This window comes from Streptomyces sp. NPDC028331 (assembly GCF_055565775.1).
The window spans coordinates 127831-154768 of the sequence record NZ_JBVHTR010000001.1 but is presented as its reverse complement, the minus strand read 5'-3'; the positions used below and the strand labels follow the sequence as shown (position 1 = coordinate 154768).

Sequence of the window (26938 nt, the reverse complement as noted above, 5' to 3'; positions counted from 1 at the left end):
CACGGCACATCCGAAGTGCACGAAAGCGAGGCAGCATCCCATGCCCCTCTTCGACGTCCCCGAGGGCGACCCCTTCGGCCCGCACAACCTCCCCTACGGCGTCTTCTCCCCCGCTGGCTCCGACGAGCGCCGCGTCGGCGTCCGCCTGGGCGAGCACGTGCTCGACGCGGGCGCGGCGGCCACGGCGCTCGGCTCCCCGTACGCCTCCCTGCTGGCGCGCCCCTCCCTGAACCCGCTGCTGGCCGCGGGCCGCACCACCTGGTCGGATGTGCGGCGGGCGCTGACGGCGTGGGTGACGGTGCCCGCGCACCGCGAGACCGTCCGGCCGCTGCTGCACCCGCTGTCCGAGGTGACGCTGCACCTGCCCTTCGAGGTCGCGGACTACGTCGACTTCTACGCCTCCGAGAACCACGCCCGCAACGTCGGGCAGATCTTCCGCCCGGACGCGGCGGACTCCCTGACGCCCAACTGGAAGCACCTGCCGATCGGGTACCACGGCCGGTCGGGCACCGTGGTGGTGTCGGGCACGGATGTCGTACGGCCGTCGGGGCAGCGCAAGGCGCCCACCGACCCGGCGCCGGTCTTCGGGCCGTCGGTCCGCCTCGACATCGAGGCGGAGGTGGGCTTCGTGGTGGGCGTGCCGTCGCGACTGGGCCGGCCGGTGCCGCTCACGGCCTTCCGCGACCATGTGTTCGGGCTCTGCCTGCTCAACGACTGGTCGGCGCGGGACATCCAGGCCTGGGAGTACGTGCCGCTCGGGCCGTTCCTCGGCAAGTCGTTCGCCACGTCGGTCTCGGCGTGGATCACTCCGCTGGACGCGCTGGAGGAGGCGCGGGTGGCACCACCGGAGCGCACCCACCCCCTGCTGCCCTACCTGGACGATGCCCAGGAGGAACCGGCGGGCTACGACCTGCGCCTCTCGGTCGCGATCAACGGCCATGTCGTCTCCGAGCCGCCGTTCTCCACCATGTACTGGACGGCGGCCCAGCAGCTCGCCCACATGACGGTGAACGGCGCGTCCCTGCGGACCGGCGACCTCTACGGCTCCGGCACGGTGAGCGGCCCGGCGGAGCGCGAGCGCGGCTCACTGCTGGAGCTGACGTGGAACGGGCGGGACCCGATCGAGTTCCCGGACGGGAAACGGACGTTCCTGGAGGACGGGGACGTGGTGACCCTGACGGCGTGGGCGCCGGGCCCGGGCGGAACGCGCGTGGGGCTCGGAGAGGTGACGGGACGGGTGGCGCCGAGCCGCGCCTAGGACGTGTCGCCTCCCCCAGAACCCTGACGGCCTGGGGGAGGCAGGGGCGGCTCGGGTGGGCGCTGCGGCCCCCTGCCCGAAGAGCACGGGGGAGGCACCTCGCACCGCCGGGCTGCGGAGCCGCCCCCCGGACTGCTCCGCCATCGGGCACCCCGCTCGCCCCGCAGTGGCAGATCTTGCCCCCCGCTCGAAAAAGCCGCAGGTCACAGACGTACGTGACGCCCCGACACATGGCGCAATACTTCAGCAACACAGCTTTTCCTACCGTCTCGGTATGGTTCCAGCCATGCCACCCACCGACCGCATCCGGGACCACAACGGTCAAGGCGCCGCGACCACCGTCGCCGCCCACCGCACGCGTCGTCGGCTGCGTGCGGACCAGGCCAGGCAGCTCGCCGATCTCCTCCGCCACCAGATCCTCACCGGCGGCTTCGCCGACGGCACCCTCCCCCACGAAAGCACCCTCGGCGACGACTACGGCGCCTCCCGCAACACCGTCCGCCAGGCCCTCGACCTGCTCCGCGCCGAGGGCCTGGTGGACCGGCTCCCGGGAGTCGGCACGGTCGTCGCCGCCCGCAAGTACCCCCATGGACTCGACCGGCTGATGGGCCTCGCGGAGACCCTGCGCGAACACGGACGGGTCACCAACGAGGTCCGCACCCTGGGCCCCGCCCCCGCCCCCACCCCCGTCGCCGAACGTCTCCGCGTCCCGCCCGGCTCCGACGTCCTCTACATCGAACGCCTGCGCAGACTGAACGGCCTCCCCCTCTCCCTCGACCTCACCTACATCCCTCTCGACATCGGCACCGCGCTCCTGGACGCCGACCTGGAGAACAGCGACGTCTTCCGGCTGCTGGAAGCCCTCACGGGCCGGCCCCTGGGCCACGCCGAGATCACCCTGGAGGCGGTGAACGCGGACGCCCACTCCGCCGCCGTGCTCCAGGCCCCGCGCGGCGCGGCCCTGCTGATGCTGGAGCGCCTCACCCACCTCGCCGACGGCCGGCCCGTCGACCTGGAGTTCATCCGCTTCCGCGGCGACCGCATCACCATGAGCGGTCTGCTGCACCGGTCCCTGTAACGCCCTGCCTGCACCGATTCCTGGAGACAGCCATGCCCTTGGCGCCCCAGCGGGCCGACGTGCCCGTGACCATCGACGAGTCCAAGTGCATCGACGGCTGCACCCTGTGCGTGGACATGTGCCCGCTGGACTCCCTCGCGATCGACGAGAGCAACGGCAAGGCGTACATGCACGTCGACGAGTGCTGGTACTGCGGACCGTGCGCGGCCCGCTGTCCCACCGGAGCGGTCACGGTCAACATGCCCTATCTGCTCCGCTGAGAGGCCCGAACTCCCATGAAACGCACGGCAGTCCCCCTCGCGACGGTCGCCCTTCTCCTCCCGCTCGCCGCCTGCGGCAGCAGCGCCCAGGCCGGCACCGGCTCGACGGTCACCGTCACCGTCGGCTACCAGTCCAAGACCATCAACACCGTCACCGCCGGCACCCTGCTGCGCTCCCTCGGCTACTTCGAGCAGCAGCTCAACGCCCTCCATGACGGCCACACCTACAAGGTCGACTGGCAGGACTACGCGACCGGGGCCCCCATCACCGCCCAGATGACCGCCGGGAAGATCGACATCGGCTCGATGGGCGACTTCCCGCTCCTCATCAACGCGGCCCGCGGGAAGCAGCTCGGCCGCCCCACGCACCTGGTCTCCGTCACCGGGTACAACCTGCGCGGCGGCCTCAACACCATCGTCACCGCGCCGGACTCGAAGCTGTCCTCCTTGCAGGACCTGAAGGGCAGGAAGGTCTCCACCAGCGTCGGCTCCGCCGCGGACGGCACCCTCGTACGGGCCCTGCAGCGCGCCGGCATCGACCCCGACAAGGGCATCGAGAAGCTCAACCAGCAGCCCGCGGTGGGCGCTTCGGCGCTCGCGGCGGGCAGCGCGGACGCACTGAGCCAGTTCGTGGCCTGGCCGGGTCTGCTCGCCTACCAGGGCAAGGCGAAGGCGCTGTACGACGGCGCGCAGCTCGACCTGCCGACGTTCCACGGCGTCACCGCCCGCGAGGACTTCGCCGAGCAGCGTCCGGCCGTCCTCGAAGCCTTCCTGAAGGCGCAGGCGGAGGCGACGGACTATCTGAACGCCCACCCCGTGACCGCGGCGGAGAAGGTCGCGAAGGCCACCGGCCTGCCCGCCGAGGTCGTCTACCTCTACAACGGCGCTCACGGCATCGCCACCTTCGACCCGGCCGTCAAGCCGCAACTGGTGTCCGCCCTGAAGCAGGACGTGTCGGTGCTGAAGGCCGCCAAGCTGACCGGCGACATCGACGTGGACTCCTTCGTCGACGACCGGTACGTGAAGAAGGCGCTCGGTTCCGCGTACCCGAAGGACCTCGCCACACCGCCCCCGCCGGCCGCCAGCGAGGTGTGGCCCAGGGGCGCCGAGACGACGCGCACCTTCACGTCCCCCGGTGAGCTCCTGAAGTACGTGGCGCGGCACCGCTCGGACGTCCGTGCCGCGTACGTGCCCGACGCCACCACCGGCACCCTGTGGTTCGCCGACAAGGCGGTGTGGGTGGCGGACGGCAGCAGTCTGCTCCCCTTCGTCGCCCCGGCCACCGCGCAGGCGTACGTGGCGGCGCACCCGGGGGCGCGCACGATCCCGTACGCGGACGCCCTGGGACGGGCGTCGTGAGGCGGTATGCGCTGAGGGTGGCGTCCCTCGCCGTCGCCCTCGGCCTCTGGCAACTGCTGACCAGCCTCAAGATCAACGTGTGGCTGCGCTTCTCGCAGTTCCCCACGGTCACCGAGGTGGCCCGCGCCTTCGCCGGCCGGCTCTCCGGCGGCGACTACTGGACGGACCTGGCCGACAGCCTGACCCGCATCCTCACCGGCTTCGTGCTGGCGGCGGTCCTCGGGGTGGCCGCGGGCGTGCTCGTGGCGCGCTCCCGCCTCGCCGAGGACGTGCTCGGCCCGCTGCTGGAGGTGGTCCGCCCGATCCCGGCGATCGCACTGGTTCCCGTCGCGATCCTCCTCTTCCCCAGCAACGAACAGGGCATCGTCTTCATCACCTGCACGGCCGCGTTCTTCCCCGTGCTGGTCTCGACCCGGCACGCGGTCCGCGCGCTGACGCCCGTGTGGGAGGAGGCGGTGCGGACCATGGGCGGCGGCCGCCGGCGGGTCCTCGGCTCGGTGGTCCTGCCGGGTGCGCTGCCCGGCATCTTCGGCGGCCTGTCGGTCGGCATCGGCGTGTCCTGGATCTGTGTGATCTCCGCCGAGATGATCTCCGGCCAGTACGGCGTCGGCTACCGCACCTGGCAGGACTACACGGTCGTCGACTACCCGGGCGTCTTCGTCGGCATGGTGACGATCGGCGTGCTCGGCTGGGCGACGTCCACGGCGGTGGAGCTGCTCGGGCGCCGTCTGACCCGTTGGCTCCCGCGGACCTCGCACACCGCCCCGGACCGTGCCCCCCGGGAGCGGGGCACCGCCTCCGCGCCGCCCGGGACGAGCAGCCCCGAGACGACCGTTACGGAGGTCCCCGATGACCAGCTCGTCTGACGTCCTGTCGCCGCCCCGCGCCGGTGCCGGGCTCACCCTGCGGGCAGCCACCCTCGGCCGCCCCGGCGCACCGGCCCTCGAGGGCGTCGCCCTGGACATCGCCCCGGGCGAGATCCTCACCGTCGTCGGTCCCTCCGGCTGCGGCAAGTCGACCCTGCTGCGGACGCTCGCCGGGCTGCTGCCCCCGCTCGCCGGCACGGTGGAGCAGGACGGCCGCACCCTCAACGGTCCCGCCGCGGACCGGGCGCTGGTGTTCCAGGAGGACGCCCTGCTGCCCTGGCGCACCCTGCGCGCGAACGTCGAACTCCCCCTCGCCATCAAGGGTGTTCCGCGCGCCGAGCGTCGTGCCCAGGCCGACGCCTGGCTGGCGCGGGTGGGCCTGGCCGACCGCGCACGGCACCTGCCGCACCGCGTCTCGGGCGGCCAGCGCCAGCGCGCGCAACTGGCACGCGCCCTCGCGGCCGGCCCGCGCGCCGTCCTCATGGACGAACCCTTCGGCGCCCTGGACGCGCAGACCCGCGCCGGCATGCAGGACCTGCTGGTGGAGGTGCTGCACGGCACGGGCGCGACCGTCGTCTTCGTCACCCACGACGTGGACGAGGCCCTGTACCTCGGCGACCGGCTGGCGCTGCTCGGCACGGGCCGGCTCCTCGCCGTACGGGACGTGCCGCACCCGCGCGACCGTACGGCACACGACGACCCGGCACGGCTCGCCCTGCGCCGCGACGTGCTCTCCTCACTCGGTTCCTGAACTCGGGAAAGGCAACCCTGGTGGACACCCCCCTGGAGATCCCCGCCCTCACCGAGGCGGAAGAACTCTCCTGCGACGTGCTCGTGATCGGCGGCGGCACGGCCGGCACCATGGCGGCGCTGACGGCCGCCGAACGCGGCGCGAACGTGCTGCTGCTGGAGAAGGCGCACGTCCGGCACTCCGGCGCGCTCGCCATGGGCATGGACGGCGTCAACAACGCGGTCGTCCCCGGACGCGCCGAGCCGGACGACTACGTCGCCGAGATCACCCGCGCCAACGACGGGATCGTCGACCAGTCCACGGTCCGGCAGACCGCGACCCGCGGCTTCGCCATGGTGAAGCGGCTGGAGTCGTACGGGGTGAAGTTCGAGAAGGACGAGCACGGCGAGTACGCGGTCCGCCAGGTGCACCGGTCGGGCTCCTACGTGCTGCCGATGCCGGAGGGCAAGGACGTCAAGAAGGTCCTGTACCGGCAGTTGCGGCGGCGCGAGATGCGGGAACGGATCCGGATCGAGAACCGCGTGATGCCGGTGAGGGTGCTGACGTCCGGGGGCCGGGCCGTCGGCGCGGCGGGCTTCCACACCCGGACGGGCGCGTTCGTCGTCGTCCGCGCGGGCGCGGTCATCCTCGCGACGGGCGCCTGCGGCCGCCTCGGCCTGCCCGCCTCCGGCTATCTGTACGGCACCTACGAGAATCCGACGAACGCGGGCGACGGCTACGCGATGGCGTACCACGCGGGTGCCGAGCTGACCGGCATCGAGTGCTTCCAGATCAACCCGCTGATCAAGGACTACAACGGTCCGGCCTGCGCCTACGTGGCCAATCCCTTCGGCGGCTACCAGGTCAACCGGCACGGCGAACGCTTCGTCGACTCCGACTACTGGTCGGGGCAGATGATGGCGGAGTTCGCGGAGGAGGTGGCCTCGGACCGGGGCCCGGTGTACCTGAAGCTGAGCCATCTGCCGGAGGAGTCGGTCTCGGCGCTGGAGTCCATCCTGCACTCGACGGAGCGCCCGACGCGCGGTACCTTCCACGCGGGCCGCGGCCACGACTACCGCACCCACGACGTGGAGATGCACATCTCCGAGATCGGCCTGTGCGGCGGTCATTCCGCCTCGGGCGTCCGCGTCGACGACCACGCCCGGACGACGGTCCCCCGTCTGTACGCCGCCGGCGACCTGGCCTGCGTGCCGCACAACTACATGATCGGCGCGTTCGTCTTCGGGGAGCTGGCCGGTGAGGACGCCGCGCAGTACCACGCCTACACGGGCGCGCTGCCGCAGGACCAGCTCCGCGAGGCGCACGAGCTGATCTACCGCCCGCTGCGCAACCCCGACGGCCCGCCGCAGCCGCAGGTCGAGTACAAACTGCGCCGCTTCGTGAACGACTATGTGGCCCCGCCCAAGTCCGGTGCCCGGCTGTCCCTGGCGCTGGAGGCGTTCGAGCGGATGCGCGCCGACATCGACTCCATGGGCGCCCGGACCCCGCACGAGCTGATGCGCTGCGCGGAGGTGACCTTCATCCGTGACTGCGCGGAGATGGCGGCCCGCGCCTCCCTGGCCCGCACGGAGTCCCGCTGGGGCCTCTACCACGACCGCATCGACCATCCGGAACGCGACGACGCGTCCTGGTTCCACCATCTCGATCTGCACAAGTCCCCCTCTGGTGCGATGGAGTTCACGGCGCGTCCCGTGGCTCCCTATCTGGTTCCGGTGGAGGGGTTCGCCCCCGTGGGCGGTGCCTCCCGGCGACTCGGCGAGGTGCGTCCCGAGCAGGTGGCGACCGCCGGGGCGCGGGATGCGGCACCCACCGCGGTGCGGCCGCGGCCCGCGCCGGGCGACGAGGCCGTCGCCCCCGTCGCCGACCGGGACGCGCCGACGTCGCCCCGTCTGCTCGACCTCCTCGCCCTGGCGGACGAACAACCGGAACTAACCGCTCTGCGGCCCTACCTGACCGACCCCGACCCTTCCGTCCGCCGCACCGCCGTCACGGTGCTGACCGAGACCGTGCCGCTCGGCACCGGTCCGGCGCTCGCCGCCCTGCTCGGCGACGCGGACGCCGACGTACGCGCCGCCGCGGCCGCCTCCCTGCGGGAACTCGTCGAGACGCTGCCCCGGGAGCCGGCCCTGCGCGATCGGCTCACCGCCGCCGTGTCCGAGCCGGACCCGGTCGTCCGGGCCGCCGCGCTGGACGTCCTGCGGGCGCTGCGGCTGGGCGACACCGACCTGTTCGCCGGTGCTCTCGCCGACTCCGACACGGCAGTCCGTCTCGAGGCCGTGCGCGCCCTGGTCTCGGTCGACGCGGTCGCGCCGCTGGTGCGTGCGGCGACCGCGGACCCGTCCCGCGAGGTCCGCGTCACGCTCGCCAAGGCCCTCGGCACGGTGGGCGCGGAAGGCTCCGGCGGCGGGGACTCGACAGGCCCGGACGGCGTCCTGCCCGCCCTGGCCGCCCTCACCGACGACCCGGACGCGCTGGTCCGTGCGGCCGCCCACGGCGCACTGGCCGCCGTCGGCTGCCCGCCACCGCTCGCCGACCGCGCCACGCACGCCCTGTCCGACCCGGCCTGGCAGGTCCGCGCCGGTGCGGCCGCCGCGCTCACCGCGGCCGACCCCGAGGTGGCGGTCCCCGCCCTCGCCAAGGCCCTCGCCGACCCCAACGCGGACGTCCGGAAGGCGGCCGTCCTGGCGCTGACCCGGCACACCCGCACGGAGGACGCCCGCGCGGCCCTCGCCACGGCCACGACGGACTCCGACGCGGACGTCAGGGCCTACGCGGCACGTGCGCTGTGAGCCCTGCCGACCGCCTCATGGCCGGGCGGCTCAGACCCAGTCGTCCGGCTCCGGCTCGTCGTCCGTCCCGGGCCAGTCGTCCGGCTCCGGCTCGTCGCTCGTCACCGCTGTCTGCTGGGCGGCCGGCGGTCCGCCCAGCGAGGCCAGCACGCCGAGCACACCCTCCCCGTAGGTGGTCAGCTTCTTCTCGCCGATCCCACTGATACCGCCGAGCTGCGCCACCGACGTCGGCCAGACGGTGGCGATCTCCCGCAGCGTGGCGTCGTGGAAGATGACGTACGCCGGGACGCCCTGCTCCCTGGCCTGTTCGGCGCGCCAGGCGCGCAGCGCCTCGAAGGCGGGGGCCAGCTCCGGGGGCAGCTCGGCGGCGGCCGCCTTCGGCTTGCGGTCGGACCGGGCGGAGGGCGACGACGTCCGGGAAGCCGCCGGTTTCTTCGGTTCCTTGCGCAGCGGGACCTCGCGTTCCCGCCGCAGCACCGCCCCGCTGGCCTCGGTCAGCGCCAGCGTCCCGTACTCGCCCTCGACCGCGAGCAGGCCCTGGGCCAGCAACTGCCGGACGACTCCGCGCCATTCGCCCTCGGTCAGCTCCTCGCCGATGCCGAACACGGACAGTTGGTCGTGGTCGAACTGGATGACCCTGGCCGTGCGCCGCCCCAGCAGGATGTCGACGATCTGGACCGCGCCGAACTTCTGGCGCCGCTCCCGGTCCAGCCGCCACACCGTGGACAGCACCTTCTGCGCCGCGATCGTCCCGTCCCAGGTGTCCGGGGGCTCCAGGCACGTGTCGCAGTTGCCGCAGCCGCCCGGCTGGGGGTCCTGGCCGAAGTAGGCCAGGAGCTGGCCACGGCGGCACTGGGCGGTCTCGCACAGCGCCAGCATCGCGTCCAGGTGCGCCTGGGCCCGGCGGCGGAACGCCTCGTCGCCCTCACCCGACTGGATGAGCTTGCGCTGCTGTATGACGTCGTTCAGCCCGTACGCCATCCAGGCGGTCGACGGCAGTCCGTCACGGCCGGCCCGGCCCGTCTCCTGGTAGTAGCCCTCGACCGACTTCGGCAGGTCCAGGTGCGCCACGAACCGCACGTCCGGCTTGTCGATGCCCATCCCGAAGGCGATGGTGGCGACCACCACCAGGCCGTCCTCCCGAAGGAAGCGGGACTGGTGCGCGGCGCGGGTGCTCGCGTCCAGGCCCGCGTGGTACGGCACGGCCTCGACGCCGTTGCGAGTCAGGAACTCGGCCGTCTTCTCCACCGAGTTCCGCGAGAGGCAGTAGACGATGCCGGCGTCTCCCACGTGCTCCTCGCGCAGGAAGGACAGGAGCTGCTTCTTGGGGTCGGCCTTCGGCACGATCCGGTACTGGATGTTGGGCCGGTCGAAGCTGGCCACGAAGTGGCGGGCCCCCGGCATGTTCAGCCGCTGGGTGATCTCCTGGTGCGTCGCCCGGGTCGCCGTCGCCGTGAGCGCGATGCGGGGCACGTCCGGCCAGCGCTCGCCGAGCAGGGACAGTGCCAGGTAGTCGGGGCGGAAGTCGTGGCCCCACTGGGAGACGCAGTGCGCCTCGTCGATGGCGAAGACGGAGATCTTGCCACGGGAGAGCAGGTCGAGGGTGGACTCCAGGCGCAGCCGCTCCGGCGCCAGATAGAGCAGGTCCAGCTCGCCGGCCAGGAACTGCGCCTCCATCACGCGCCGCTCGTCGAAGTCCTGCGTGGAGTTGACGAACCCGGCGCGCACGCCGAGCGCGCGCAGGGCGTCCACCTGGTCCTGCATGAGGGCGATGAGCGGCGAGACCACGACTCCCGTACCGGGTCTGACCAGGGCCGGAATCTGGTAGCACAGCGACTTGCCGCCGCCGGTCGGCATGAGCACGACTGCGTCGCCGCCGGCCACCACGTGGTCGATGACCGCTTCCTGCTCACCGCGGAAGGCGTCGTACCCGAAGACCCGGTGCAGCGTGGCCAGAGCCTCGCTCTCACCGTCCACCGCCCGCGCGACCGCCTCGGTCATCACAGCCGTCCCGTCCATCGCCCGTCCCCCGTCGGTCGTCCTTCGACCACTGCGTCCACGATAGGGGGCCGCACGGACAGTCCCGGGGTTATCCACAGGCCCCGATTGAGGCACCGGTCAAGGACACGGGAGTCGTTCACACGTACGTGGGAGACCTGCACGTTTGCCCTCGATAGTCTGGAGGGACCGGCGAGACTCCGTCCTCATGGGAGCACTGATGAGCGTCGCACCTAAGGCGTCCGCGTCCACCTGGCCGATCCCGCCGGAGGGCGGCTGGACCGCCGACGACCTGGACCGGCTTCCGAATCTGCCTCCGCACACGGAACTGATCGACGGGAGCCTGGTCTTCGTGAGTCCGCAGACCCTCTTTCACGCACGCGCTGTCGACTTCTTCAATTGGCAGCTCCAGTCCGTGGCACCCGCAGATCTTGAGGTCGTCCGTGAGTTCACCATCGATATCGACCGCCAGAACAGGCCCGAACCCGACGTGATCGTGGTGCACGCGGACGTGGTGGGGGACCCGGGCCAGACCCGGTTCCCGGCAGAGGCTGTCGTCCTGGCCATCGAGGTCGTCTCGGAGGACTCCGTGTCGCGCGACCGCGAGACCAAGCCCCTCAAGTACGCCCGGGCCGGGATCCCCCACTACTGGCGCGTCGAGAACGAGAAGGGCCGCGCGGCCGTGCACGCCTTCGAGCTCGAGCCCACGACCGGCACATACACCAGCGTCGGAATCTTCCGCGAGCGGATGAAGATGGACGTTCCGTTCCCCGTGGACCTGGACCTCACCCAGATCAGGACGCGTCGCACCGACGAGCAGTAGCCCGGACGGCACACGGCCCGGCACCCCCCGAGCGGGTGCCGGGCCGTTGCCCGTAAGCGGCCGAACGCCTCAGCGCACGAACACCCCGGCCTGGCTCGCCAGGTCCAGGAAGTACTGCGGGGCCACACCCAGCACCACCGTGACCGCCACGCCGAGCCCGATGGCCGTCATCGTCAGCGGGGACGGGACCGCCACCGTCGGGCCCTCGGGACGCGGTTCGCTGAAGAACATCAGGACGATCACCCGGATGTAGAAGAACGCCGCCACGGCGGACGAGATCACACCGATCACGACCAGCGGGATCGCCCCGCCCTCCGCCGCCGCCTTGAACACCGCGAACTTCCCGGCGAAGCCGGAGGTCAGCGGAATGCCCGCGAACGCCAGCAGGAACACCGCGAACACGGCCGCGACCAGCGGTGACCTGCGGCCGAGCCCGGCCCACTTGGACAGGTGCGTCGCCTCGCCGCCCGCGTCGCGGACCAGGGTGACGACCGCGAAGGCGCCGATCGTCACGAACGAGTACGCGGCCAGGTAGAACAGGACCGAGGACACGCCGTCCCGCGTGGTCGCGATGACACCCGCGAGGATGAATCCCGCGTGCGCGATCGACGAGTACGCCAGCATCCGCTTGATGTCGGTCTGCGTGATCGCCACGATCGCACCGCCCAGCATGGTGACGATCGCGACCGCCCACATCACCGGCCGCCAGTCCCAGCGCATGCCCGGCAGGACCACATACAGCAGCCGCAGCATGGCGCCGAACGCCGCCACCTTGGTCGCCGCCGCCATGAAGCCGGTCACCGGGGTCGGGGCGCCCTGGTAGACGTCCGGCGTCCACATGTGGAACGGCACTGCGGCCACCTTGAACAGCAGGCCCATCACCACCATCGCGGCGCCGACGAGCAGCAGCACGTCGTTGCCCATGGTGTTGGCGAGCGCCGGGTCGACGTTCGTGACCGTGCCGTCGACGACCTGCGCGATCCTCGCGTACGACACCGAGCCGGCGTACCCGTAGAGCAGGGCGATGCCGAACAGCGTGAACGCGGAGGCGAACGCTCCGAGCAGGAAGTACTTGACCGCGGCCTCCTGCGACATCAGCCGCTTGCGGCGGGCCAGGGCGCACAGCAGGTACAGCGGCAGCGAGAAGACCTCCAGGGCGACGAAGAGGGTCAGCAGGTCGTTCGCCGAGGGGAAGACCAGCATGCCGCCGACCGCGAACAGCAGCAGCGGGAACGCCTCCGTCGTCGTGAAGCCGGCCTTGACGGCGGCCTTCTCGCTCTCGCTGCCGGGCACGGACGCGGCCTGTGCGGCGAACGAGTCCACCCGGTTGCCGTGCGCCTCCGGGTCGAGTCGCCGCTCGGCGAAGGTGAACACGCCGAGCAGGCCCGCCAGCAGGATCGTCCCCTGCAGGAACAGGGACGGTCCGTCGACGGCGATCGCACCCATCGCCGCGATGTGGGCCTTGGTGGTGCCGTATCCGTCGGCGGCGAGCGCCACCACCGCGGCGAACGCGGCGGCGAGCGCGACGACGGACACGAACACCTGCGCGTAGTAGCGGGACCTGCGCGGCACGAACGCCTCGATCAGCACCCCGACGAGCGCCGCACCGATGACGATCAGGGTCGGCGACAACTGGCCGTATTCGATCTTCGGCGCCTGGATCTTCGCGATCGGGTCGGCCGCGGTTGTCCACAGGCTGTGGACGGCTGCTGCGCTCACTTGGCCGCCTCCACTGCAGGCTTGGGATCTGACTGGTGTACGTCGGACATGGTGTGCTGGACCGCCGGGTTGACGAGGTCGGTGACCGGCTTCGGGTAGACGCCCAGGAAGATCAGCAGTGCGATCAGCGGGACGACCACCACCAGTTCGCGGACCCGCAGGTCCGGCATCGCCGCGACCTCCGCCTTCACCGGGCCCGTCATCGTCCGCTGGTACAGGACGAGGGTGTAGAGCGCGGCGAGGACGATGCCGAAGGTGGCGATGATGCCGATGGCCGGATGGCGCGTGAAGGTGCCGACGAGGACGAGGAACTCACTGACGAACGGCGCGAGACCCGGCAGGGACAGCGTCGCCAGGCCGCCGATCAGGAACGTGCCGGCGAGCACCGGCGCCACCTTCTGCACGCCCCCGTACCCCGCGATCAGACGCGAGCCGCGGCGCGAGATGAGGAAGCCGGCCACCAGCATCCAGGCGGCCGTCGAGATGCCGTGGTTGACCATGTACAGCGTCGCCCCGGACTGGCCCTGGCTGGTCATGGCGAAGATGCCCATGATGATGAAGCCGAAGTGCGAGATCGACGCGTAGGCCACCAGCCGCTTGATGTCGCGCTGGCCGACCGCGAGGAGCGCACCGTAGAGGATGCTGATCAGGGCGAGGACGAGGATGACCGGGGTCGCCCACTTGCTCGCCTCCGGGAACAGTTGGAGGCAGAAGCGCAGCATCGCGAACGTGCCCACCTTGTCCACGACCGCCGTGATCAGCACGGCGACCGGGGCGGTGGCCTCGCCCATGGCGTTGGGCAGCCAGGTGTGCAGCGGCCACAGCGGCGCCTTCACCGCGAAGGCGAAGAAGAAGCCGAGGAACAGCCAGCGTTCCGTGCTGGTCGCCATGTGCAGCGAGCCGTTCGCCCGCGCCTGCACGATCTCCGGGAGGGAGAAATTGCCCGCCTGCACATACAGGCCGATCACCGCGGCCAGCATGATCAGGCCGCCGGCCAGGTTGTAGAGGAGGAACTTCACGGCGGCGTAGGACCGCTGCGTGGAGGCCGCCTTCTCGCCCTGTTCGTGGGCTCGGTCCCCGAAGCCGCCGATGAGGAAGTACATCGGGATGAGCATGGCTTCGAAGAAGATGTAGAAGAGGAAGACGTCGGTGGCCTCGAAGGAGATGATCACCATCGCCTCGACGGCCAGGATCAGGGCGAAGAAGCCCTGGGTCGGCCGCCAGCGCCGGCTTCCGGTCTCCAGCGGGTCGGCGTCGTGCCAGCCGGCCAGGATCACGAACGGGATCAGCAGCGCGGTCAGCGCGATGAGCGCCACCGCGATGCCGTCCACGCCCAGCTCGTACCGCACCCCGAAGTCCTTGATCCAGGCATGGGACTCGGTGAACTGGTAGCGGGCGCCGCCCGGATCGAAGCGGAACCCGATCACCGCGGCGAGGGCGAGCGTGGCGAGCGAGACGACCAGCGCCAGCCACTTGGCGGCGGTGCGCTGCGCGGCCGGGACCGCTGCCGTGGCGATCGCCCCCACGGCCGGAAGCACCGCCGTCGCTGTCAGCAGGGGAAAGGACATCGCTATCAGACCGCCCTCATCAGCAGGGTCAGGGCGACGAGCACCGCCGCACCGCCGAACATCGAGACCGCGTACGACCGTGCGTAGCCGTTCTGCAGGCGGCGCAGCCGTCCGGACAGGCCGCCGACCGAGGCCGCCGTGCCGTTGACGACGCCGTCGACCAGGGTGTGGTCCACGTACACCAGGGAGCGCGTGAGGTGCTCTCCGCCGCGGACGAGGACGACATGGTTGAAGTCGTCCTGGAGCAGGTCGCGCCGGGCCGCCCGGGTGAGCAGGGAGCCGCGCGGGGCGACGGCCGGGACGGGCTTGCGGCCGTACTGCGCCCAGGCGATGGCCACGCCGATGACCAGACAGACCATGGTCGCCCCGGTGACCGTCCAGGCGCTGACCGGCGAGTGTCCCTCGCTGTGCCCGGTCACCGGTTCCAGCCAGTGCAGGAACCGGTCGCCGATGCTGAAGAACGCGCCGCCGAAGACCGACCCGACGGCCAGCACGATCATGGGGATCGTCATGACGCCCGGCGACTCGTGCGGGTGCGGCTCCGCGTACTCGCCGCGGGTCTCGGCGGCGGGCTCCACGCTCGGCTCGTCCGGGGACGGAGTCGGGGCGTGGCGCCACCGCTCCTCGCCGAAGAACGTCATCAGCATCACGCGCGTCATGTAGAACGCCGTGATGGCCGCGCCCAGCAGGGCCGCACCGCCGAGGATCCAGCCCTCGGTGCCGCCCTTGGCGAACGCCGCTTCGATGATCTTGTCCTTGGAGAAGAAGCCCGAAAGACCCGGGAAGCCGATGATCGCGAGGTAGCCGAGGCCGAAGGTGACGAACGTGATCGGCATGTACTTCCTGAGGCCGCCGTACCGGCGCATGTCCACCTCGTCGTTCATGCCGTGCATGACCGAGCCGGCGCCGAGGAACAGCCCCGCCTTGAAGAAGCCGTGCGTCACCAGGTGCATGATCGCGAAGACGTAGCCGATGGGGCCGAGGCCCGCGGCCAGCACCATGTAGCCGATCTGCGACATGGTCGAACCGGCCAGCGCCTTCTTGATGTCGTCCTTGGCGCAACCGACGATCGCACCGAACAGGAGCGTGACCGCTCCGACCACGGTGACGGCCAACTGGGCGTCGGGCGCGGCGTTGAAAACGGCCCCGGACCGGACGATCAGGTACACGCCCGCGGTCACCATGGTCGCTGCGTGGATCAGGGCCGAGACCGGGGTCGGGCCCTCCATCGCGTCCCCGAGCCAGGACTGCAGCGGCACCTGGGCCGACTTGCCGCACGCGGCGAGCAGCAGCATCAGGCCGATCGCGGTGAGCTTGCCCTCGGACGTGCCCCCGACGTGGCCGAGGACCGGTCCGAAGGCGAAGGTCCCGAACGTCGTGAACATCAGCATGATGGCGATCGACAGGCCCATGTCGCCGACGCGGTTGACGATGAACGCCTTCTTCGCCGCGGTCGCCGCGCTGGGCTTGTGCTGCCAGAAGCCGATCAGCAGGTAGGAGGCGAGACCGACGCCCTCCCAGCCGACGTACAGCAGCAGGTAGTTGTCGGCGAGGACGAGCAGCAGCATCGCCGCGAGGAACAGGTTCAGATAGCCGAAGAAGCGGCGGCGGCGCTCGTCGTGCTCCATGTACCCGACCGAGTACAGGTGGATGAGCGAGCCGACTCCGGTGATCAGCAGGACGAACGTCATCGACAACTGGTCGAGCCGGAAGGTGACGTCGGCCTGGAAACCGGCCACCGGGACCCAGCTGAACAGGTGCTGGGTGACGGTCCGGTGGTCGGCGGCCTTCCCCAGCATGTCGGTGAACAGCACGGCGCCGAACACGAAGGAGACGGCGGCGAGCACCGTGCCGAGCCAGTGGCCGACCGCGTCCAGCCTTCTGCCGCCGCACAGCAGGACGGCCGCTCCGAGCAGGGGCGCCGCGATCAGCAGCGCAATCAGGTTCTCCACGATTCTCCCGACCCCTTACAGCTTCATCAGGCTGGCGTCGTCGACCGAGGCCGAATGGCGGGTGCGGAACAGCGACACGATGATCGCCAGCCCGACGACGACCTCCGCGGCGGCGACGACCATCGTGAAGAAGGCGATGATCTGGCCGTCGAGATTGCCGTGCATCCGGGAGAAGGTGACGAACGCGAGGTTGCACGCGTTGAGCATCAGCTCGATGCACATGAACACCACGATCGCGTTGCGCCGGATGAGCACGCCGGTGGCACCGATCGTGAACAGCAGGGCGGCGAGATACAGGTAGTTGACCGGGTTCACTTCGACGCCTCCTCGGTCCTCTTGAGCGCCGGCCGCTTCTCCTCGGTGCGCTCGAGGCGCTCGGCGGCGTGCTGCTCCAGCGCCTTGAGCTCGCTGATCGCCTCGTCGGACACGTCGCGGATCTGGCCGCGGGCGCGCAGCGTCTTGTTGACGGTCAGCTCGGACGGGGTGCCGTCCGGCAGGAGGCCCGCGATGTCCACCGCGTTGTGCCGGGCGTAGACCCCGGGGGCCGGCAGCGGCGGAACGTGCTTGCCCTCCCGTACGCGCTGCTCGGACAGCTCGCGCTGGGTGCGGGTGCGCTCGGTGCGCTCGCGGTGGGTGAGCACCATGGCGCCGACCGCGGCGGTGATCAGCAGGGCGCCGGTGATTTCGAAGGCGAACACGTACTTGGTGAAGATGAGGGCCGCCAGACCCTCCACATTGCCGCCCGCGTTCGCCTTGCCGGTGCCGGCGAAGTCCTTCAGGGACGCGTTGGCGATGCCCGCGAACAGCAGGATGCCGAAGCCGAGCCCGCACAGCAGGGCCAGCCAGCGCTGTCCCTTGATGGTCTCCTTCAGGGAGTCCGCGGCGGTGACGCCGACCAGCATCACCACGAACAGGAACAGCATCATGATCGCGCCGGTGTAGACGACGATCTGCACGATCCCGAGGAAGTAGGCACCGTTGGCGAGGTAGAAGACCGCCAGGACGATCATGGTGCCCGCCAGGGACAGCGCGCTGTGCACGGCCTTCTTCATGAAGACGGTGCCGAGGGCGCCGAGCACCGCGACGGTGCCGAGGACCCAGAACTGGAAGGCTTCTCCGGTGGAGGTGGAGTAGGCCGCGAGATCAGTCATCCGCCGATCACCTTCTTCGACGCAGGCTCGCCCTCACCGAAGGTGGAGGCGGCCTCCTGCGGGACCTCGCCCTTGGAGACGGCGACCTGGCGCACCGTGCCGGGCGCCGCCTCCGTCACCAGGCCCCGGTAGTAGTCCTGCTCGTCCGTCCCCGGGTAGATGGCGTGCGGGGTGTCGACCATGCCCTCTTCGAGGCCGGCGAGCAGTTGCTCCTTGGTGTAGATGAGGTTGGCGCGGCTGGAGTCGGCCAGCTCGAACTCGTTCGTCATCGTGAGCGCGCGCGTGGGGCACGCCTCGATGCACAGGCCGCACAGGATGCAGCGGGCGTAGTTGATCTGGTAGACGCGCCCGTACCGCTCGCCCGGCGAGTAGCGCTCCTCGTCCGTGTTGTCCGCGCCCTCGACGTAGATGGCGTCGGCGGGACAGGCCCAGGCGCACAGTTCACAGCCCACGCACTTCTCCAGGCCGTCCGGATGGCGGTTGAGCTGGTGCCGGCCGTGGAACCGCGGAGCCGTGGTCTTCTTCTGCTCCGGGTACTGCTCGGTGAGCCGCTTCTTGAACATGGCCTTGAAGGTCACGCCGAAGCCGGCCACCGGGTTCTGGAAGCCCGGCTTGGTGTCCTTGGGCTCGTCAGCCATCGGACGCCTCCTTTCCATCCGAAGGTCCGTCACTGACAGTGTCCGGCCCACCACTGACAATCAGCTCCCGCTCCCGGCGCGGGCGGCGCCTCGGCACCGGCGGCAGCGTCTGTCCCGGCAGCGGCGGCACGGGGAATCCGCCCGCCATGGGATCGAAGGCGGCGCCCTCCCGGGCGGGCCGCTCGGCGTCCTCCCCGGCCTTCGCGCGGAACATGTCGATCACGAACGACACCAGGAGCAGCGCGAGGACTCCGCCCGCGACATACAGGGCGATATCGCCGAAAGCGTAGTGCTCGTTACGAAGCGCCCGTACCGTCGCGACCAGCATCAGCCAGACCACGGAGACCGGGATGAGGACCTTCCAGCCGAGCTTCATCAGCTGGTCGTAGCGGACGCGCGGGAGCGTGCCGCGCAGCCAGATGAAGAAGAACAGCAGCAACTGGACCTTGATGACGAACCAGAGCAGCGGCCACCAGCCGTGGTTCGCGCCCTCCCAGAAGGTGCTGATCGGCCAGGGGGCCCGCCAGCCGCCCAGGAAGAGCGTGGTCGAGACGGCCGAGACCGTCACCATGTTCACGTACTCGGCGAGCATGAACATCGCGAACTTGATCGACGAGTACTCGGTGTTGAAGCCGCCGACCAGGTCGCCCTCGGACTCCGGCATGTCGAAGGGGGCGCGGTTGGTCTCGCCGACCATCGTGACGATGTAGATGATGAAGGAGACCGGCAGCAGCAGGATGTACCAGCGGTCGTGCTGCGCCTCGACGATCCTCGACGTCGACATCGATCCCGAGTAGAGGAACACGGAGGCGAACGCGGCGCCCATGGCGATCTCGTAGGAGATCATCTGTGCGCAGGAGCGCAGACCGCCGAGGAGCGGGTAGGTGGAGCCGGAGCTCCAGCCCGCCAGCACGATGCCGTAGATGCCGACCGAGGCGACCGCGAGGATGTAGAGCATCGCGATCGGCAGGTCGGTGAGCTGCATCGTGGTGCGGTGACCGAAGATCGAGATCTCGTTGCCCGCGGGCCCGAAGGGGATCACCGCGATCGCCATGAAGGCCGGGATGGCCGCGACGATCGGGGCGAGGATGTAGACCACCTTGTCGGCACGCTTGACGATGAGGTCTTCCTTGAGCATCAGCTTCACGCCGTCGGCGAGCGACTGGAGCATGCCCCAGGGCCCGTGCCGGTTGGGGCCGATGCGCAACTGCATCCAGGCGACGACCTTGCGCTCCCAGACGATGGAGAACAGCACGGTCACCATCAGGAAGGCGAAGCAGAACACCGCCTTGACGACGACCAGCCACCACGGGTCGTGGCCGAACATGGAGAGGTCTTCAGCGGCGAGGTACGGGCTCATGCCTCCACCTCCTTGGGGGCTTCGGCGGCCTGCGTCGCCGGGCCGATGCGGACGAGGGTGCCGGGCTGCGCCCCGGTGTCGGAGGGGACGCCGCCGCCCGTGGAGTTCATCGGGACCCAGACCACGCGGTCGGGCATCTCGGTGATCTGCAGCGGGAGTTCGACGGCTCCGGACGGGCCGCGCACGGCCAGCAGGTCGCCGTCCTGGACGCCGGCCTCGGCGGCGGTGGCGGCGGACACACGCGCGCGTGCCGCGTGCCGGGTGCCGGCGAGCGCCTCGTCGCCGTCCTGGAGGCGGCCCTGGTCGAGCAGCAGCCGGTGGCCGGCGAGCACGGCCTCCCCGGCGGCCGGGCGGGGAAGCTGTCCGCCGATCTCCAGCGGGTTGGCGGCCCGTGGACCGTCCCAGGCGCCGAGCCGGTCCAGCTCGACGCGCACGGTGCGCAGATCGGGCAGCCCCAGGTGCACGTCCATCGCGTCGGCGAGCATCTGCAGCACGCGCGCGTCGGTCGGCATCAGCGGGCGGGTCATCTGGTCGGGCTTGAGCGCGGCCTCGAAGAAGCGGGCCCTGCCCTCCCAGTTGAGGAACGTGCCGGCCTTCTCGGCGACCGCCGCGACCGGCAGCACCACGTCCGCGCGCTCGGTGACCTCGCTGGGCCGCAGTTCCAGGGAGACCAGGAAGTCCACCTCGGAGAGGGCTTCACGCGCGCGTACCGGATCGGGCAGGTCGGCGACCTCGACACCGGCCACGACCAGGGCGCGCAGTTCGCCGGTGGCCGCGGCCTCGACGATCTGGCCGGTGTCCCGGCCGTAGCGGTGCGGGAGTTCGGCGACGCCCCAGGCGGCGGCGACCTCCTCGCGCGCACGCGGGTCGGTGGCCGGACGTCCGCCGGGCAGCAGCGAGGGCAGCGCGCCCACCTCGACCGCGCCGCGCTCCCCGGCCCGGCGCGGGATCCACACCAGCTTGGCCCCGGTGGCGGCCGCGGTGCGGACCGCGGCGGTGAGGCCGCCCGCCACGGCGGCGAGCCGTTCACCGACGACGATCACGGCGCCCTCGGTGCGCAGCGCCTCGGCGGCCCGTACGCCGTCCGCCTCCAGGCCGACCCGTCCGGCCAGCGCGTCCAGCCACTCGGTCTCGGTGCCGGGCGCGGCGGGCAGCAGCGTGCCGCCTGCCTTCTCCAGGCCCCGGGTGCTGTGCGTGGTCAGGGCGAACACCTGCTGGCCGTGCTTGCGCCAGGCCTTGCGCAGCCGCAGGAAGACGCCCGGCGCCTCCTCCTCGGACTCGAATCCGACGAGCAGCACGGCGGGCGCCTGCTCCAGGGCCGTGTACGTGACGCCGCTGCCGTCGAGGTCGCGGCCGCGTCCGGCGATCCGGGCGGCCAGGAAGTCGGCCTCCTCGCCGCTGTGCACGCGCGCGCGGAAGTCGATGTCGTTGGTGTCGAGCGCCACGCGCGCGAACTTGCTGTACGCGTAGGCGTCCTCCACCGTGAGCCGGCCGCCGGTCAGCACCCCGGCCCGGCCCCGCGCGGCGAGCAGCCCCCGGGCGGCGATGTCGAGCGCCTCCGGCCAGGACGTCGGCTCCAGCGCACCGTTCTCCCGGCGCACCAGCGGCACGTCGAGCCGGTCCTTCATCTGCGCGTACCGGAACGCGAACCGCCCCTTGTCGCAGATCCACTCCTCGTTGACCTCGGGGTCGAAGGCGGCCAGGCGCCGCATGACCTTGCCGCGCCGGTGGTCGGTGCGGGTGGCGCAGCCGCCGGAGCAGTGCTCGCAGACCGAGGGCGAGGAGACAAGGTCGAAGGGGCGGGAGCGGAACCGGTACGCCGCCGAGGTCAGCGCGCCGACCGGGCAGATCTGGATGGTGTTCCCGGAGAAGTACGACTCGAAGGGGTCGCCCTCGCCGGTGCCGACCTGCTGCAGCGCTCCCCGCTCCAGCAGCTCGATCATCGGGTCGCCCGCGATCTGGTTGGAGAAGCGGGTGCAGCGGGCGCACAGCACGCACCGCTCGCGGTCGAGGAGCACCTGCGTGGAGATCGGGACGGGCTTCTCGTACGTCCGCTTCCTCCCGTCGAAGCGGGACTCGGCGTTGCCGTGCGACACCGCCTGGTTCTGCAGCGGGCACTCGCCGCCCTTGTCGCAGACCGGGCAGTCCAGCGGGTGGTTGATGAGCAGCAGCTCCATCACACCCTTCTGGGCCTTCTCGGCGACGGGCGAGGTGAGGTGAGTCTTCACGACCATCCCGTCCGTACACGTGATCGTGCAGGACGCCATGGGCTTGCGCTGGCCCTCGACCTCGACGATGCACTGGCGGCAGGCGCCGGCCGGGTCGAGGAGGGGGTGGTCGCAGAAGCGGGGGATCTCGATGCCGAGCTGTTCGGCGGCGCGGATGACCAGGGTGCCCTTGGGCACGCTGAGCTCCACGCCGTCGATCGTCAGCGTGACGAGGTCCTCCGGCGGGACCGCCGCCTCTCCCCCGCCCGAGGGAGCGCTGGTGGTCACAGTCATGCGGTCACCTCCGTGGGCTTGTCCGCCCAGGCCGTGGACTTGGCCGGGTCGAAGGGGCAGCCCCGGCCCGTGATGTGGTCCTCGTACTCCTCCCGGAAGTACTTGAGGGAGGAGAAGATCGGCGAGGCGGCGCCGTCGCCGAGGGCGCAGAAGGACTTGCCGTTGATGTTGTCGGCGGTGTCGGAGAGCTTGTCGAGGTCGGACATCACGCCCTTGCCCGCCTCGATGTCCCGCAGCAACTGCACGAGCCAGTAGGTGCCCTCGCGGCAGGGCGTGCACTTGCCGCAGGACTCGTGCGCGTAGAACTCGGTCCAGCGGGTGACGGCCCGCACCACACAGGTCGTCTCGTCGAAGCACTGCAGGGCCTTGGTGCCGAGCATGGAACCCGCGGCGCCCACGCCCTCGTAGTCCAGCGGGACGTCGAGGTGCTCCTCGGTGAACATCGGCGTGGAGGACCCGCCCGGCGTCCAGAACTTCAGCCGGTGGCCGGGCCGCATGCCGCCGCTCATGTCGAGGAGCTGGCGCAGCGTGATGCCGAGCGGGGCCTCGTACTGGCCGGGGTTGGCCACATGGCCGCTGAGCGAGTACAGCGTGAAGCCGGGCGACTTGTCGCTGCCCATCGACCGGAACCATTCCTTGCCCCGGTTCAGGATCGCGGGAACCGACGCGATCGACTCGACGTTGTTCACGACAGTCGGGCACGCGTAGAGGCCCGCTACGGCGGGGAAGGGGGGACGGAGCCGCGGCTGGCCACGGCGGCCTTCGAGCGAGTCGAGCAGTGCGGTCTCCTCACCGCAGATGTACGCGCCCGCGCCCGCGTGCACGGTGATGTCGAGATCGAGCCCGCTGCCCAGGATGTTCTCGCCGAGGTAGCCGGCCTCGTAGGCCTCGCGCACCGCCGAGTGCAGCCGCCGCAGCACGGGGACGACTTCACCACGCAGATAGATGAAGGCATGCGACGACCTGATGGCGTAACACGCGATGACGATGCCCTCGATGAGGCTGTGCGGGTTCGCGAAGAGGAGCGGGATGTCCTTGCAGGTTCCGGGTTCCGACTCGTCGGCGTTGACCACCAGGTAGTGGGGCTTGCCATCGCCCTGGGGGATGAACTGCCACTTCATTCCCGTGGGGAAGCCCGCGCCGCCGCGGCCGCGGAGCCCGGAGTCCTTGACGTACGCGATCACCTCGTCCGGCGACATGGCGAGCGCCTTGCGGAGCCCCTCGTAGCCGTCGTGCCGGCGGTAGACGTCCAGCGTCCAGGACCTCTCCTCGTCCCAGAAGGCCGACAACACGGGGACGAGCAGCTTCTCGGGGCTGGTCTCGTTGAGCTCGGGTGCCAAGGTCATCACTGCCCTCCCTCGTCGGCTACGGGCCCGGCCGGGTGGGCCGGGTCGGAGGCCGATGTGTCCTGCGGCGCGTCGTGCGAGCTGAGGTGCTCGGCGGGTGACGGCTGGTGCACGGCCGTGTCCGCGGCCTCGTCGTGCGGCCCGCCGTCCCGCGGGTGCACCACGCGCGCGGCCGGGGACTCGCCCTTGGCCAGCCGCAGCCCGACCAGGGAGGCCGGACCCGCGCTGCCGGACGCCTCGACGGCCCCGTCCCGTTCGTCGGGGAAGCCGGCCAGCATCCGGGCGGTCTCCTTGAAGGTGCACAGGGAGGCGCCCCGGGTGGGTGCGACCTGCCGTCCCGCGCGCAGGTCGTCGACCAGGCGCTTGGCGCTGCCGGGCGTCTGGTTGTCGAAGAACTCCCAGTTGACCATCACGACCGGCGCGTAGTCGCAGGCCGCGTTGCACTCGATGTGCTCCAGGGTGATCTTGCCGTCGTCGGTGGTTTCGCCGTTGCCGACGCCCAGGTGCTCCTGGAGGGCCTCGAAGATGGCGTCGCCGCCCATGACGGCGCACAGGGTGTTGGTGCAGACGCCCACCTGGTAGTCACCGGACGGCCGCCGCCGGTACATGGTGTAGAAGGTCGCGACCGCGGTGACCTCGGCCGTGGTCAGGCCCAGCGTCTCCGCGCAGAACCGCATCCCCGTGCGCGTGACATGGCCCTCCTCCGACTGCACCAGGTGCAGCAGCGGCAGGAGGGCGGACCGGGAGTCCGGGTAGCGGGCGATGATCTCGCGCGCGTCCCGCTCCAGCCGGGCCCGCACGTCGTCCGGGTAGTCGGGCGCGGGCAGTTCGGGCATGCCCAGGCTGACGCCCCGCTCGGAAGAAGAGGTGGTCACCGGTCGACGCCTCCCATCACGGGGTCGATGGACGCGACGGCGACGATGACGTCGGCGACCTGGCCGCCCTCGCACATCGCCGCCATGGCCTGCAGGTTGGTGAAGGACGGGTCGCGGAAGTGGACCCGGTAGGGGCGCGTGCCGCCGTCGGAGACCACGTGCACGCCGAGCTCGCCCTTGGGCGACTCGACCGCCGCGTACGCCTGTCCGGGAGGAACGCGGAAGCCCTCGGTCACCAGCTTGAAGTGGTGGATCAGGGCCTCCATGGAGGTGCCCATGATCTTCTTGATGTGGTCCAGGGAGTTGCCGAGCCCGTCGGGTCCCAGGGCGAGCTGGGCGGGCCAGGCGATCTTCTTGTCGGCGACCATGACCGGGCCGGGCTGCAGACGGTCCAGGCACTGCTCGATGATCCTGACCGACTGGCGCATCTCCTCCAGGCGGATCAGGAAGCGGCCGTAGGCGTCGCAACTGTCGGCGGTCGGGACGTCGAAGTCGTAGGTCTCGTAGCCGCAGTAGGGCTGTGTCTTGCGCAGGTCGTGCGGCAGCCCGGCGGAGCGCAGGATCGGCCCGGTGGCGCCGAGTGCCATGCAGCCGGCGAGGTTCAGGTAGCCGATGTCCTGCATGCGGGCCTTGAAGATGGGGTTCCCGGTGGCGAGCTTGTCGTACTCCGGGAGGTTCTTCTTCATCTTCTTCACGAACTCGCGGATCTGGTCCACGGCGCCCGGCGGCAGGTCCTGGGCGAGTCCGCCGGGGCGGACGTAGGCGTGGTTCATCCGCAGGCCGGTGATCAGCTCGTAGATGTCGAGGATCATCTCCCGGTCGCGGAAGCCGTAGATCATGATCGTGGTGGCGCCGAGTTCCATGCCGCCGGTGGCGATGCACACCAGGTGGGAGGAGAGCCGGTTCAGCTCCATCAGGAGCACCCGGATGACCGAGGCGCGGTCCGGGACCTGGTCCTCGATGCCGAGCAGCTTCTCCACGGCGAGGCAGTACGCCGTCTCGTTGAAGAACGGCGTCAGGTAGTCCATGCGCGTCACGAACGTGGTGCCCTGCGTCCACGTGCGGTACTCGAGGTTCTTCTCGATGCCGGTGTGCAGGTAGCCGATGCCGCAGCGGGCCTCGGTGACCGTCTCGCCCTCGATCTCCAGGATGAGCCTCAGCACGCCGTGCGTGGACGGGTGCTGCGGGCCCATGTTGACGATCAGGCGCTCGTCGTCGGCACGGGAGGCGGACTCGACGACCTCGTCCCAGTCACCTCCGGTGACCGTGTAGACGGTGCCCTCGGTGGTCTCGCGCGCGGACGCTGAGGACGGGGTGTGCGTGCTCATGAGTACGACCTCCGCTGGTCCGGAGCCGGGATCTGGGCGCCCTTGTACTCGACGGGGATGCCGCCGAGGGGGTAGTCCTTGCGCTGCGGATGGCCCTGCCAGTCGTCCGGCATCATGATCCGCGTCAGCGCCGGGTGGCCGTCGAAGACCAGGCCGAAGAAGTCGTACGTCTCGCGCTCGTGCCAGTCGTTCGTGGGATACACGGACACGAGCGACGGGATGTGCGGGTCGGCGTCGGGGGCGCTGACCTCCAGGCGGATCAGCCGGTTGTGGGTGATCGAGCGCAGGTGGTAGACGGCGTGCAGCTCGCGGCCCTTGTCGCCGGGGTAGTGCACTCCGCTCACGCCCGTGCACAGCTCGAAGCGGAGCGCGGGGTCGTCACGGAGGGTCTGGGCGACGGCGAGGAGGTACTCGCGTTCGATGTGGAAGGTCAGCTCCCCGCGGTCGACGACGGTCTTCTCGATCGCGTTCCCGGGGACGAGGCCCTGTTCCTCCAGTGCGCCCTCCAGCTCGTCGGCGACCTCGTCGAACCAGCCGCCGTAGGGGCGGGTGGCCGCGCCCGGGAGCCGGATGGACCGGACCAGGCCCCCGTAGCCGGAGGTGTCGCCGCCGTTGTTTGCGCCGAACATGCCGCGCTGGACCCGGATCTCCTCGCCGCCCTGGCCGCGCCGGCCGGGGAGGTTGGCGGATCCCAGGTCCTTCTCGGGGTTGACGCCGTTCGCGGAGCCGCCCGCCGCGTGGGTGCCGTTCGCGTCGCTCATCGCAGCAGCCCCTTCATCTCGATCGTGGGCAGGGCCTTGAGCGCCGCCTCCTCCGCCTCGCGGGCCGCCTCCTCGGCGTTCACGCCGAGCTTGGAGGACTGGATCTTCTGGTGCAGCTTGAGGATCGCGTCCATCAGCATCTCGGGCCGCGGCGGGCAGCCGGGCAGATAGATGTCGACCGGGACGATGTGGTCCACGCCCTGGACGATCGCGTAGTTGTTGAACATGCCGCCCGAGGAGGCGCAGACCCCCATGGAGATCACCCACTTGGGGTTCGGCATCTGGTCGTAGACCTGCCTGAGGACCGGCGCCATCTTCTGGCTGACCCGGCCCGCGACGATCATCAGGTCCGCCTGGCGGGGCGAGCCGCGGAAGACCTCCATGCCGAAGCGCGCCAGGTCGTAGCGGCCGGCGCCGGTGGTCATCATCTCGATCGCGCAGCAGGCCAGGCCGAAGGTGGCGGGGAAGACGGACGCCTTGCGCACCCAGCCCGCGGCCTGCTCGACGGTGGTCAGAAGGAAACCGCTCGGCAGCTTTTCTTCGAGTCCCATGACGTA

Annotated in this window: 22 protein-coding genes; 8 read left to right on the top strand and 14 right to left on the bottom strand. The window is 70.8% G+C overall.

Features of this window, described 5'->3' with window-relative positions; all coding sequences use genetic code 11:
* Positions 1 to 40 precede the first annotated feature (40 nt).
* From fahA to ACZ4SW_RS00695, 7 genes are all read left to right on the top strand, one after another.
* A complete protein-coding gene (gene fahA / locus ACZ4SW_RS00725) occupies positions 41 to 1258 on the top strand; it encodes a fumarylacetoacetase (protein ID WP_468236071.1) in 1218 nt (405 codons plus the stop codon).
* 286 nt (positions 1259 to 1544) lie between these two features.
* Positions 1545 to 2336: a GntR family transcriptional regulator gene (locus ACZ4SW_RS00720; protein ID WP_468236069.1), complete on the top strand. Its 792-nt coding sequence runs from the start codon at positions 1545 to 1547 to the stop codon at positions 2334 to 2336.
* Between the two features lie 32 nt (positions 2337 to 2368).
* Positions 2369 to 2596 carry a 4Fe-4S dicluster domain-containing protein gene (locus tag ACZ4SW_RS00715; RefSeq protein ID WP_010986276.1) on the top strand — a complete coding sequence of 76 codons (228 nt, stop codon included), beginning with the start codon at positions 2369 to 2371 and terminating at the stop codon, positions 2594 to 2596.
* Positions 2597 to 2611: 15 nt separating this feature from the next.
* Complete coding sequence (locus ACZ4SW_RS00710) at positions 2612 to 3955, top strand: ABC transporter substrate-binding protein (protein ID WP_468236066.1); 1344 nt, start codon at positions 2612 to 2614, stop codon at positions 3953 to 3955.
* Entirely contained in the window at positions 3952 to 4821 is an 870-nt protein-coding gene (locus ACZ4SW_RS00705) for an ABC transporter permease (protein WP_468236064.1), read from the top strand. The genes ACZ4SW_RS00710 and ACZ4SW_RS00705 overlap by 4 nt, the downstream gene beginning before the upstream one ends.
* Positions 4805 to 5572 (top strand): ABC transporter ATP-binding protein, encoded by a 768-nt coding sequence (locus ACZ4SW_RS00700; protein WP_468236062.1) that lies wholly within the window; start codon positions 4805 to 4807, stop codon positions 5570 to 5572. Before ACZ4SW_RS00705 ends, ACZ4SW_RS00700 begins: the two co-directional genes overlap by 17 nt.
* Before the next feature lie 20 nt (positions 5573 to 5592).
* Positions 5593 to 8361: a fumarate reductase/succinate dehydrogenase flavoprotein subunit gene (locus ACZ4SW_RS00695; RefSeq protein ID WP_468236059.1), complete on the top strand. Its 2769-nt coding sequence runs from the start codon at positions 5593 to 5595 to the stop codon at positions 8359 to 8361.
* A 30-nt stretch (positions 8362 to 8391) separates the two neighbouring features.
* Here ACZ4SW_RS00695 and recQ read toward each other — a convergent pair whose 3' ends face one another.
* The gene (gene recQ, locus ACZ4SW_RS00690) at positions 8392 to 10380 is read right to left on the bottom strand and encodes a DNA helicase RecQ (RefSeq protein ID WP_468236057.1); all 1989 of its coding nucleotides are present in this window, start codon (positions 10378 to 10380) and stop codon (positions 8392 to 8394) included.
* Positions 10381 to 10579: 199 nt separating this feature from the next.
* Between recQ and ACZ4SW_RS00685 the strand changes: the two genes are divergently transcribed.
* A complete protein-coding gene (locus ACZ4SW_RS00685) occupies positions 10580 to 11182 on the top strand; it encodes a Uma2 family endonuclease (RefSeq protein WP_468236054.1) in 603 nt (200 codons plus the stop codon).
* A gap of 69 nt (positions 11183 to 11251) precedes the next feature.
* Here the strand turns inward: ACZ4SW_RS00685 and nuoN are convergent, their stop codons facing one another.
* From nuoN to ACZ4SW_RS00620, 13 genes are read right to left on the bottom strand one after another with little or no spacing between them, the layout of a single operon-like run.
* Complete coding sequence (nuoN, locus tag ACZ4SW_RS00680; RefSeq protein ID WP_468236052.1) at positions 11252 to 12901, bottom strand: NADH-quinone oxidoreductase subunit NuoN; 1650 nt, start codon at positions 12899 to 12901, stop codon at positions 11252 to 11254.
* Entirely contained in the window at positions 12898 to 14469 is a 1572-nt protein-coding gene (locus ACZ4SW_RS00675) for an NADH-quinone oxidoreductase subunit M (protein WP_468236050.1), read from the bottom strand. Before ACZ4SW_RS00675 ends, nuoN begins: the two co-directional genes overlap by 4 nt.
* 5 nt (positions 14470 to 14474) lie before the next feature.
* On the bottom strand, positions 14475 to 16421 hold the full coding sequence (gene nuoL, locus ACZ4SW_RS00670; RefSeq protein ID WP_468236047.1) for an NADH-quinone oxidoreductase subunit L: 1947 nt from the start codon (positions 16419 to 16421) through the stop codon (positions 14475 to 14477).
* A 15-nt stretch (positions 16422 to 16436) separates the two neighbouring features.
* On the bottom strand, positions 16437 to 16736 hold the full coding sequence (gene nuoK, locus ACZ4SW_RS00665; RefSeq protein WP_023547474.1) for an NADH-quinone oxidoreductase subunit NuoK: 300 nt from the start codon (positions 16734 to 16736) through the stop codon (positions 16437 to 16439).
* The gene (locus tag ACZ4SW_RS00660; protein ID WP_468236045.1) at positions 16733 to 17572 is read right to left on the bottom strand and encodes an NADH-quinone oxidoreductase subunit J; all 840 of its coding nucleotides are present in this window, start codon (positions 17570 to 17572) and stop codon (positions 16733 to 16735) included. Before ACZ4SW_RS00660 ends, nuoK begins: the two co-directional genes overlap by 4 nt.
* Entirely contained in the window at positions 17569 to 18210 is a 642-nt protein-coding gene (nuoI, locus tag ACZ4SW_RS00655) for an NADH-quinone oxidoreductase subunit NuoI (RefSeq protein WP_388993169.1), read from the bottom strand. The genes ACZ4SW_RS00660 and nuoI overlap by 4 nt, the downstream gene beginning before the upstream one ends.
* Positions 18203 to 19570 carry an NADH-quinone oxidoreductase subunit NuoH gene (nuoH, locus tag ACZ4SW_RS00650; protein ID WP_468236042.1) on the bottom strand — a complete coding sequence of 456 codons (1368 nt, stop codon included), beginning with the start codon at positions 19568 to 19570 and terminating at the stop codon, positions 18203 to 18205. Before nuoH ends, nuoI begins: the two co-directional genes overlap by 8 nt.
* Positions 19567 to 22071, bottom strand: coding sequence for an NADH-quinone oxidoreductase subunit G (locus tag ACZ4SW_RS00645; protein WP_468236040.1), 2505 nt, complete (start codon positions 22069 to 22071; stop codon positions 19567 to 19569). Before ACZ4SW_RS00645 ends, nuoH begins: the two co-directional genes overlap by 4 nt.
* Positions 22068 to 23417 carry an NADH-quinone oxidoreductase subunit NuoF gene (gene nuoF, locus ACZ4SW_RS00640; RefSeq protein ID WP_468236038.1) on the bottom strand — a complete coding sequence of 450 codons (1350 nt, stop codon included), beginning with the start codon at positions 23415 to 23417 and terminating at the stop codon, positions 22068 to 22070. The genes ACZ4SW_RS00645 and nuoF overlap by 4 nt, the downstream gene beginning before the upstream one ends.
* Positions 23417 to 24292, bottom strand: a complete 876-nt coding sequence (gene nuoE, locus ACZ4SW_RS00635) for an NADH-quinone oxidoreductase subunit NuoE (protein ID WP_468236035.1) — start codon at positions 24290 to 24292, stop codon at positions 23417 to 23419. Before nuoE ends, nuoF begins: the two co-directional genes overlap by 1 nt.
* On the bottom strand, positions 24289 to 25620 hold the full coding sequence (locus ACZ4SW_RS00630; protein ID WP_468236033.1) for an NADH-quinone oxidoreductase subunit D: 1332 nt from the start codon (positions 25618 to 25620) through the stop codon (positions 24289 to 24291). Before ACZ4SW_RS00630 ends, nuoE begins: the two co-directional genes overlap by 4 nt.
* On the bottom strand, positions 25617 to 26381 hold the full coding sequence (locus tag ACZ4SW_RS00625) for an NADH-quinone oxidoreductase subunit C (RefSeq protein WP_468236031.1): 765 nt from the start codon (positions 26379 to 26381) through the stop codon (positions 25617 to 25619). The genes ACZ4SW_RS00630 and ACZ4SW_RS00625 overlap by 4 nt, the downstream gene beginning before the upstream one ends.
* Positions 26378 to 26932, bottom strand: a complete 555-nt coding sequence (locus ACZ4SW_RS00620) for a NuoB/complex I 20 kDa subunit family protein (protein WP_007383964.1) — start codon at positions 26930 to 26932, stop codon at positions 26378 to 26380. The genes ACZ4SW_RS00625 and ACZ4SW_RS00620 overlap by 4 nt, the downstream gene beginning before the upstream one ends.
* Positions 26933 to 26938 lie beyond the last annotated feature (6 nt).

Bases quoted from the DNA above. Each gene is read 5' to 3' on its own strand.
- ACZ4SW_RS00710 (WP_468236066.1), top strand. From the start codon at position 2,612: ATGAAACGCACGGCAGTCCCCCTCGCGACGGTCGCCCTTCTCCTCCCG.
- recQ (WP_468236057.1), bottom strand. From the start codon at position 10,380: ATGGACGGGACGGCTGTGATGACCGAGGCGGTCGCGCGGGCGGTGGAC.
- nuoH (WP_468236042.1), bottom strand. From the start codon at position 19,570: ATGAGCCCGTACCTCGCCGCTGAAGACCTCTCCATGTTCGGCCACGAC.
- ACZ4SW_RS00700 (WP_468236062.1), top strand. From the start codon at position 4,805: ATGACCAGCTCGTCTGACGTCCTGTCGCCGCCCCGCGCCGGTGCCGGG.
- ACZ4SW_RS00675 (WP_468236050.1), bottom strand. From the start codon at position 14,469: ATGTCCTTTCCCCTGCTGACAGCGACGGCGGTGCTTCCGGCCGTGGGG.
- ACZ4SW_RS00620 (WP_007383964.1), bottom strand. From the start codon at position 26,932: ATGGGACTCGAAGAAAAGCTGCCGAGCGGTTTCCTTCTGACCACCGTC.
- ACZ4SW_RS00660 (WP_468236045.1), bottom strand. From the start codon at position 17,572: ATGACTGATCTCGCGGCCTACTCCACCTCCACCGGAGAAGCCTTCCAG.
- ACZ4SW_RS00720 (WP_468236069.1), top strand. From the start codon at position 1,545: ATGCCACCCACCGACCGCATCCGGGACCACAACGGTCAAGGCGCCGCG.
- nuoI (WP_388993169.1), bottom strand. From the start codon at position 18,210: ATGGCTGACGAGCCCAAGGACACCAAGCCGGGCTTCCAGAACCCGGTG.
- ACZ4SW_RS00685 (WP_468236054.1), top strand. From the start codon at position 10,580: ATGAGCGTCGCACCTAAGGCGTCCGCGTCCACCTGGCCGATCCCGCCG.
- nuoF (WP_468236038.1), bottom strand. From the start codon at position 23,417: ATGACCTTGGCACCCGAGCTCAACGAGACCAGCCCCGAGAAGCTGCTC.
- ACZ4SW_RS00715 (WP_010986276.1), top strand. From the start codon at position 2,369: ATGCCCTTGGCGCCCCAGCGGGCCGACGTGCCCGTGACCATCGACGAG.
- ACZ4SW_RS00645 (WP_468236040.1), bottom strand. From the start codon at position 22,071: ATGACTGTGACCACCAGCGCTCCCTCGGGCGGGGGAGAGGCGGCGGTC.
- fahA (WP_468236071.1), top strand. From the start codon at position 41: ATGCCCCTCTTCGACGTCCCCGAGGGCGACCCCTTCGGCCCGCACAAC.
- ACZ4SW_RS00630 (WP_468236033.1), bottom strand. From the start codon at position 25,620: ATGAGCACGCACACCCCGTCCTCAGCGTCCGCGCGCGAGACCACCGAG.
- ACZ4SW_RS00625 (WP_468236031.1), bottom strand. From the start codon at position 26,381: ATGAGCGACGCGAACGGCACCCACGCGGCGGGCGGCTCCGCGAACGGC.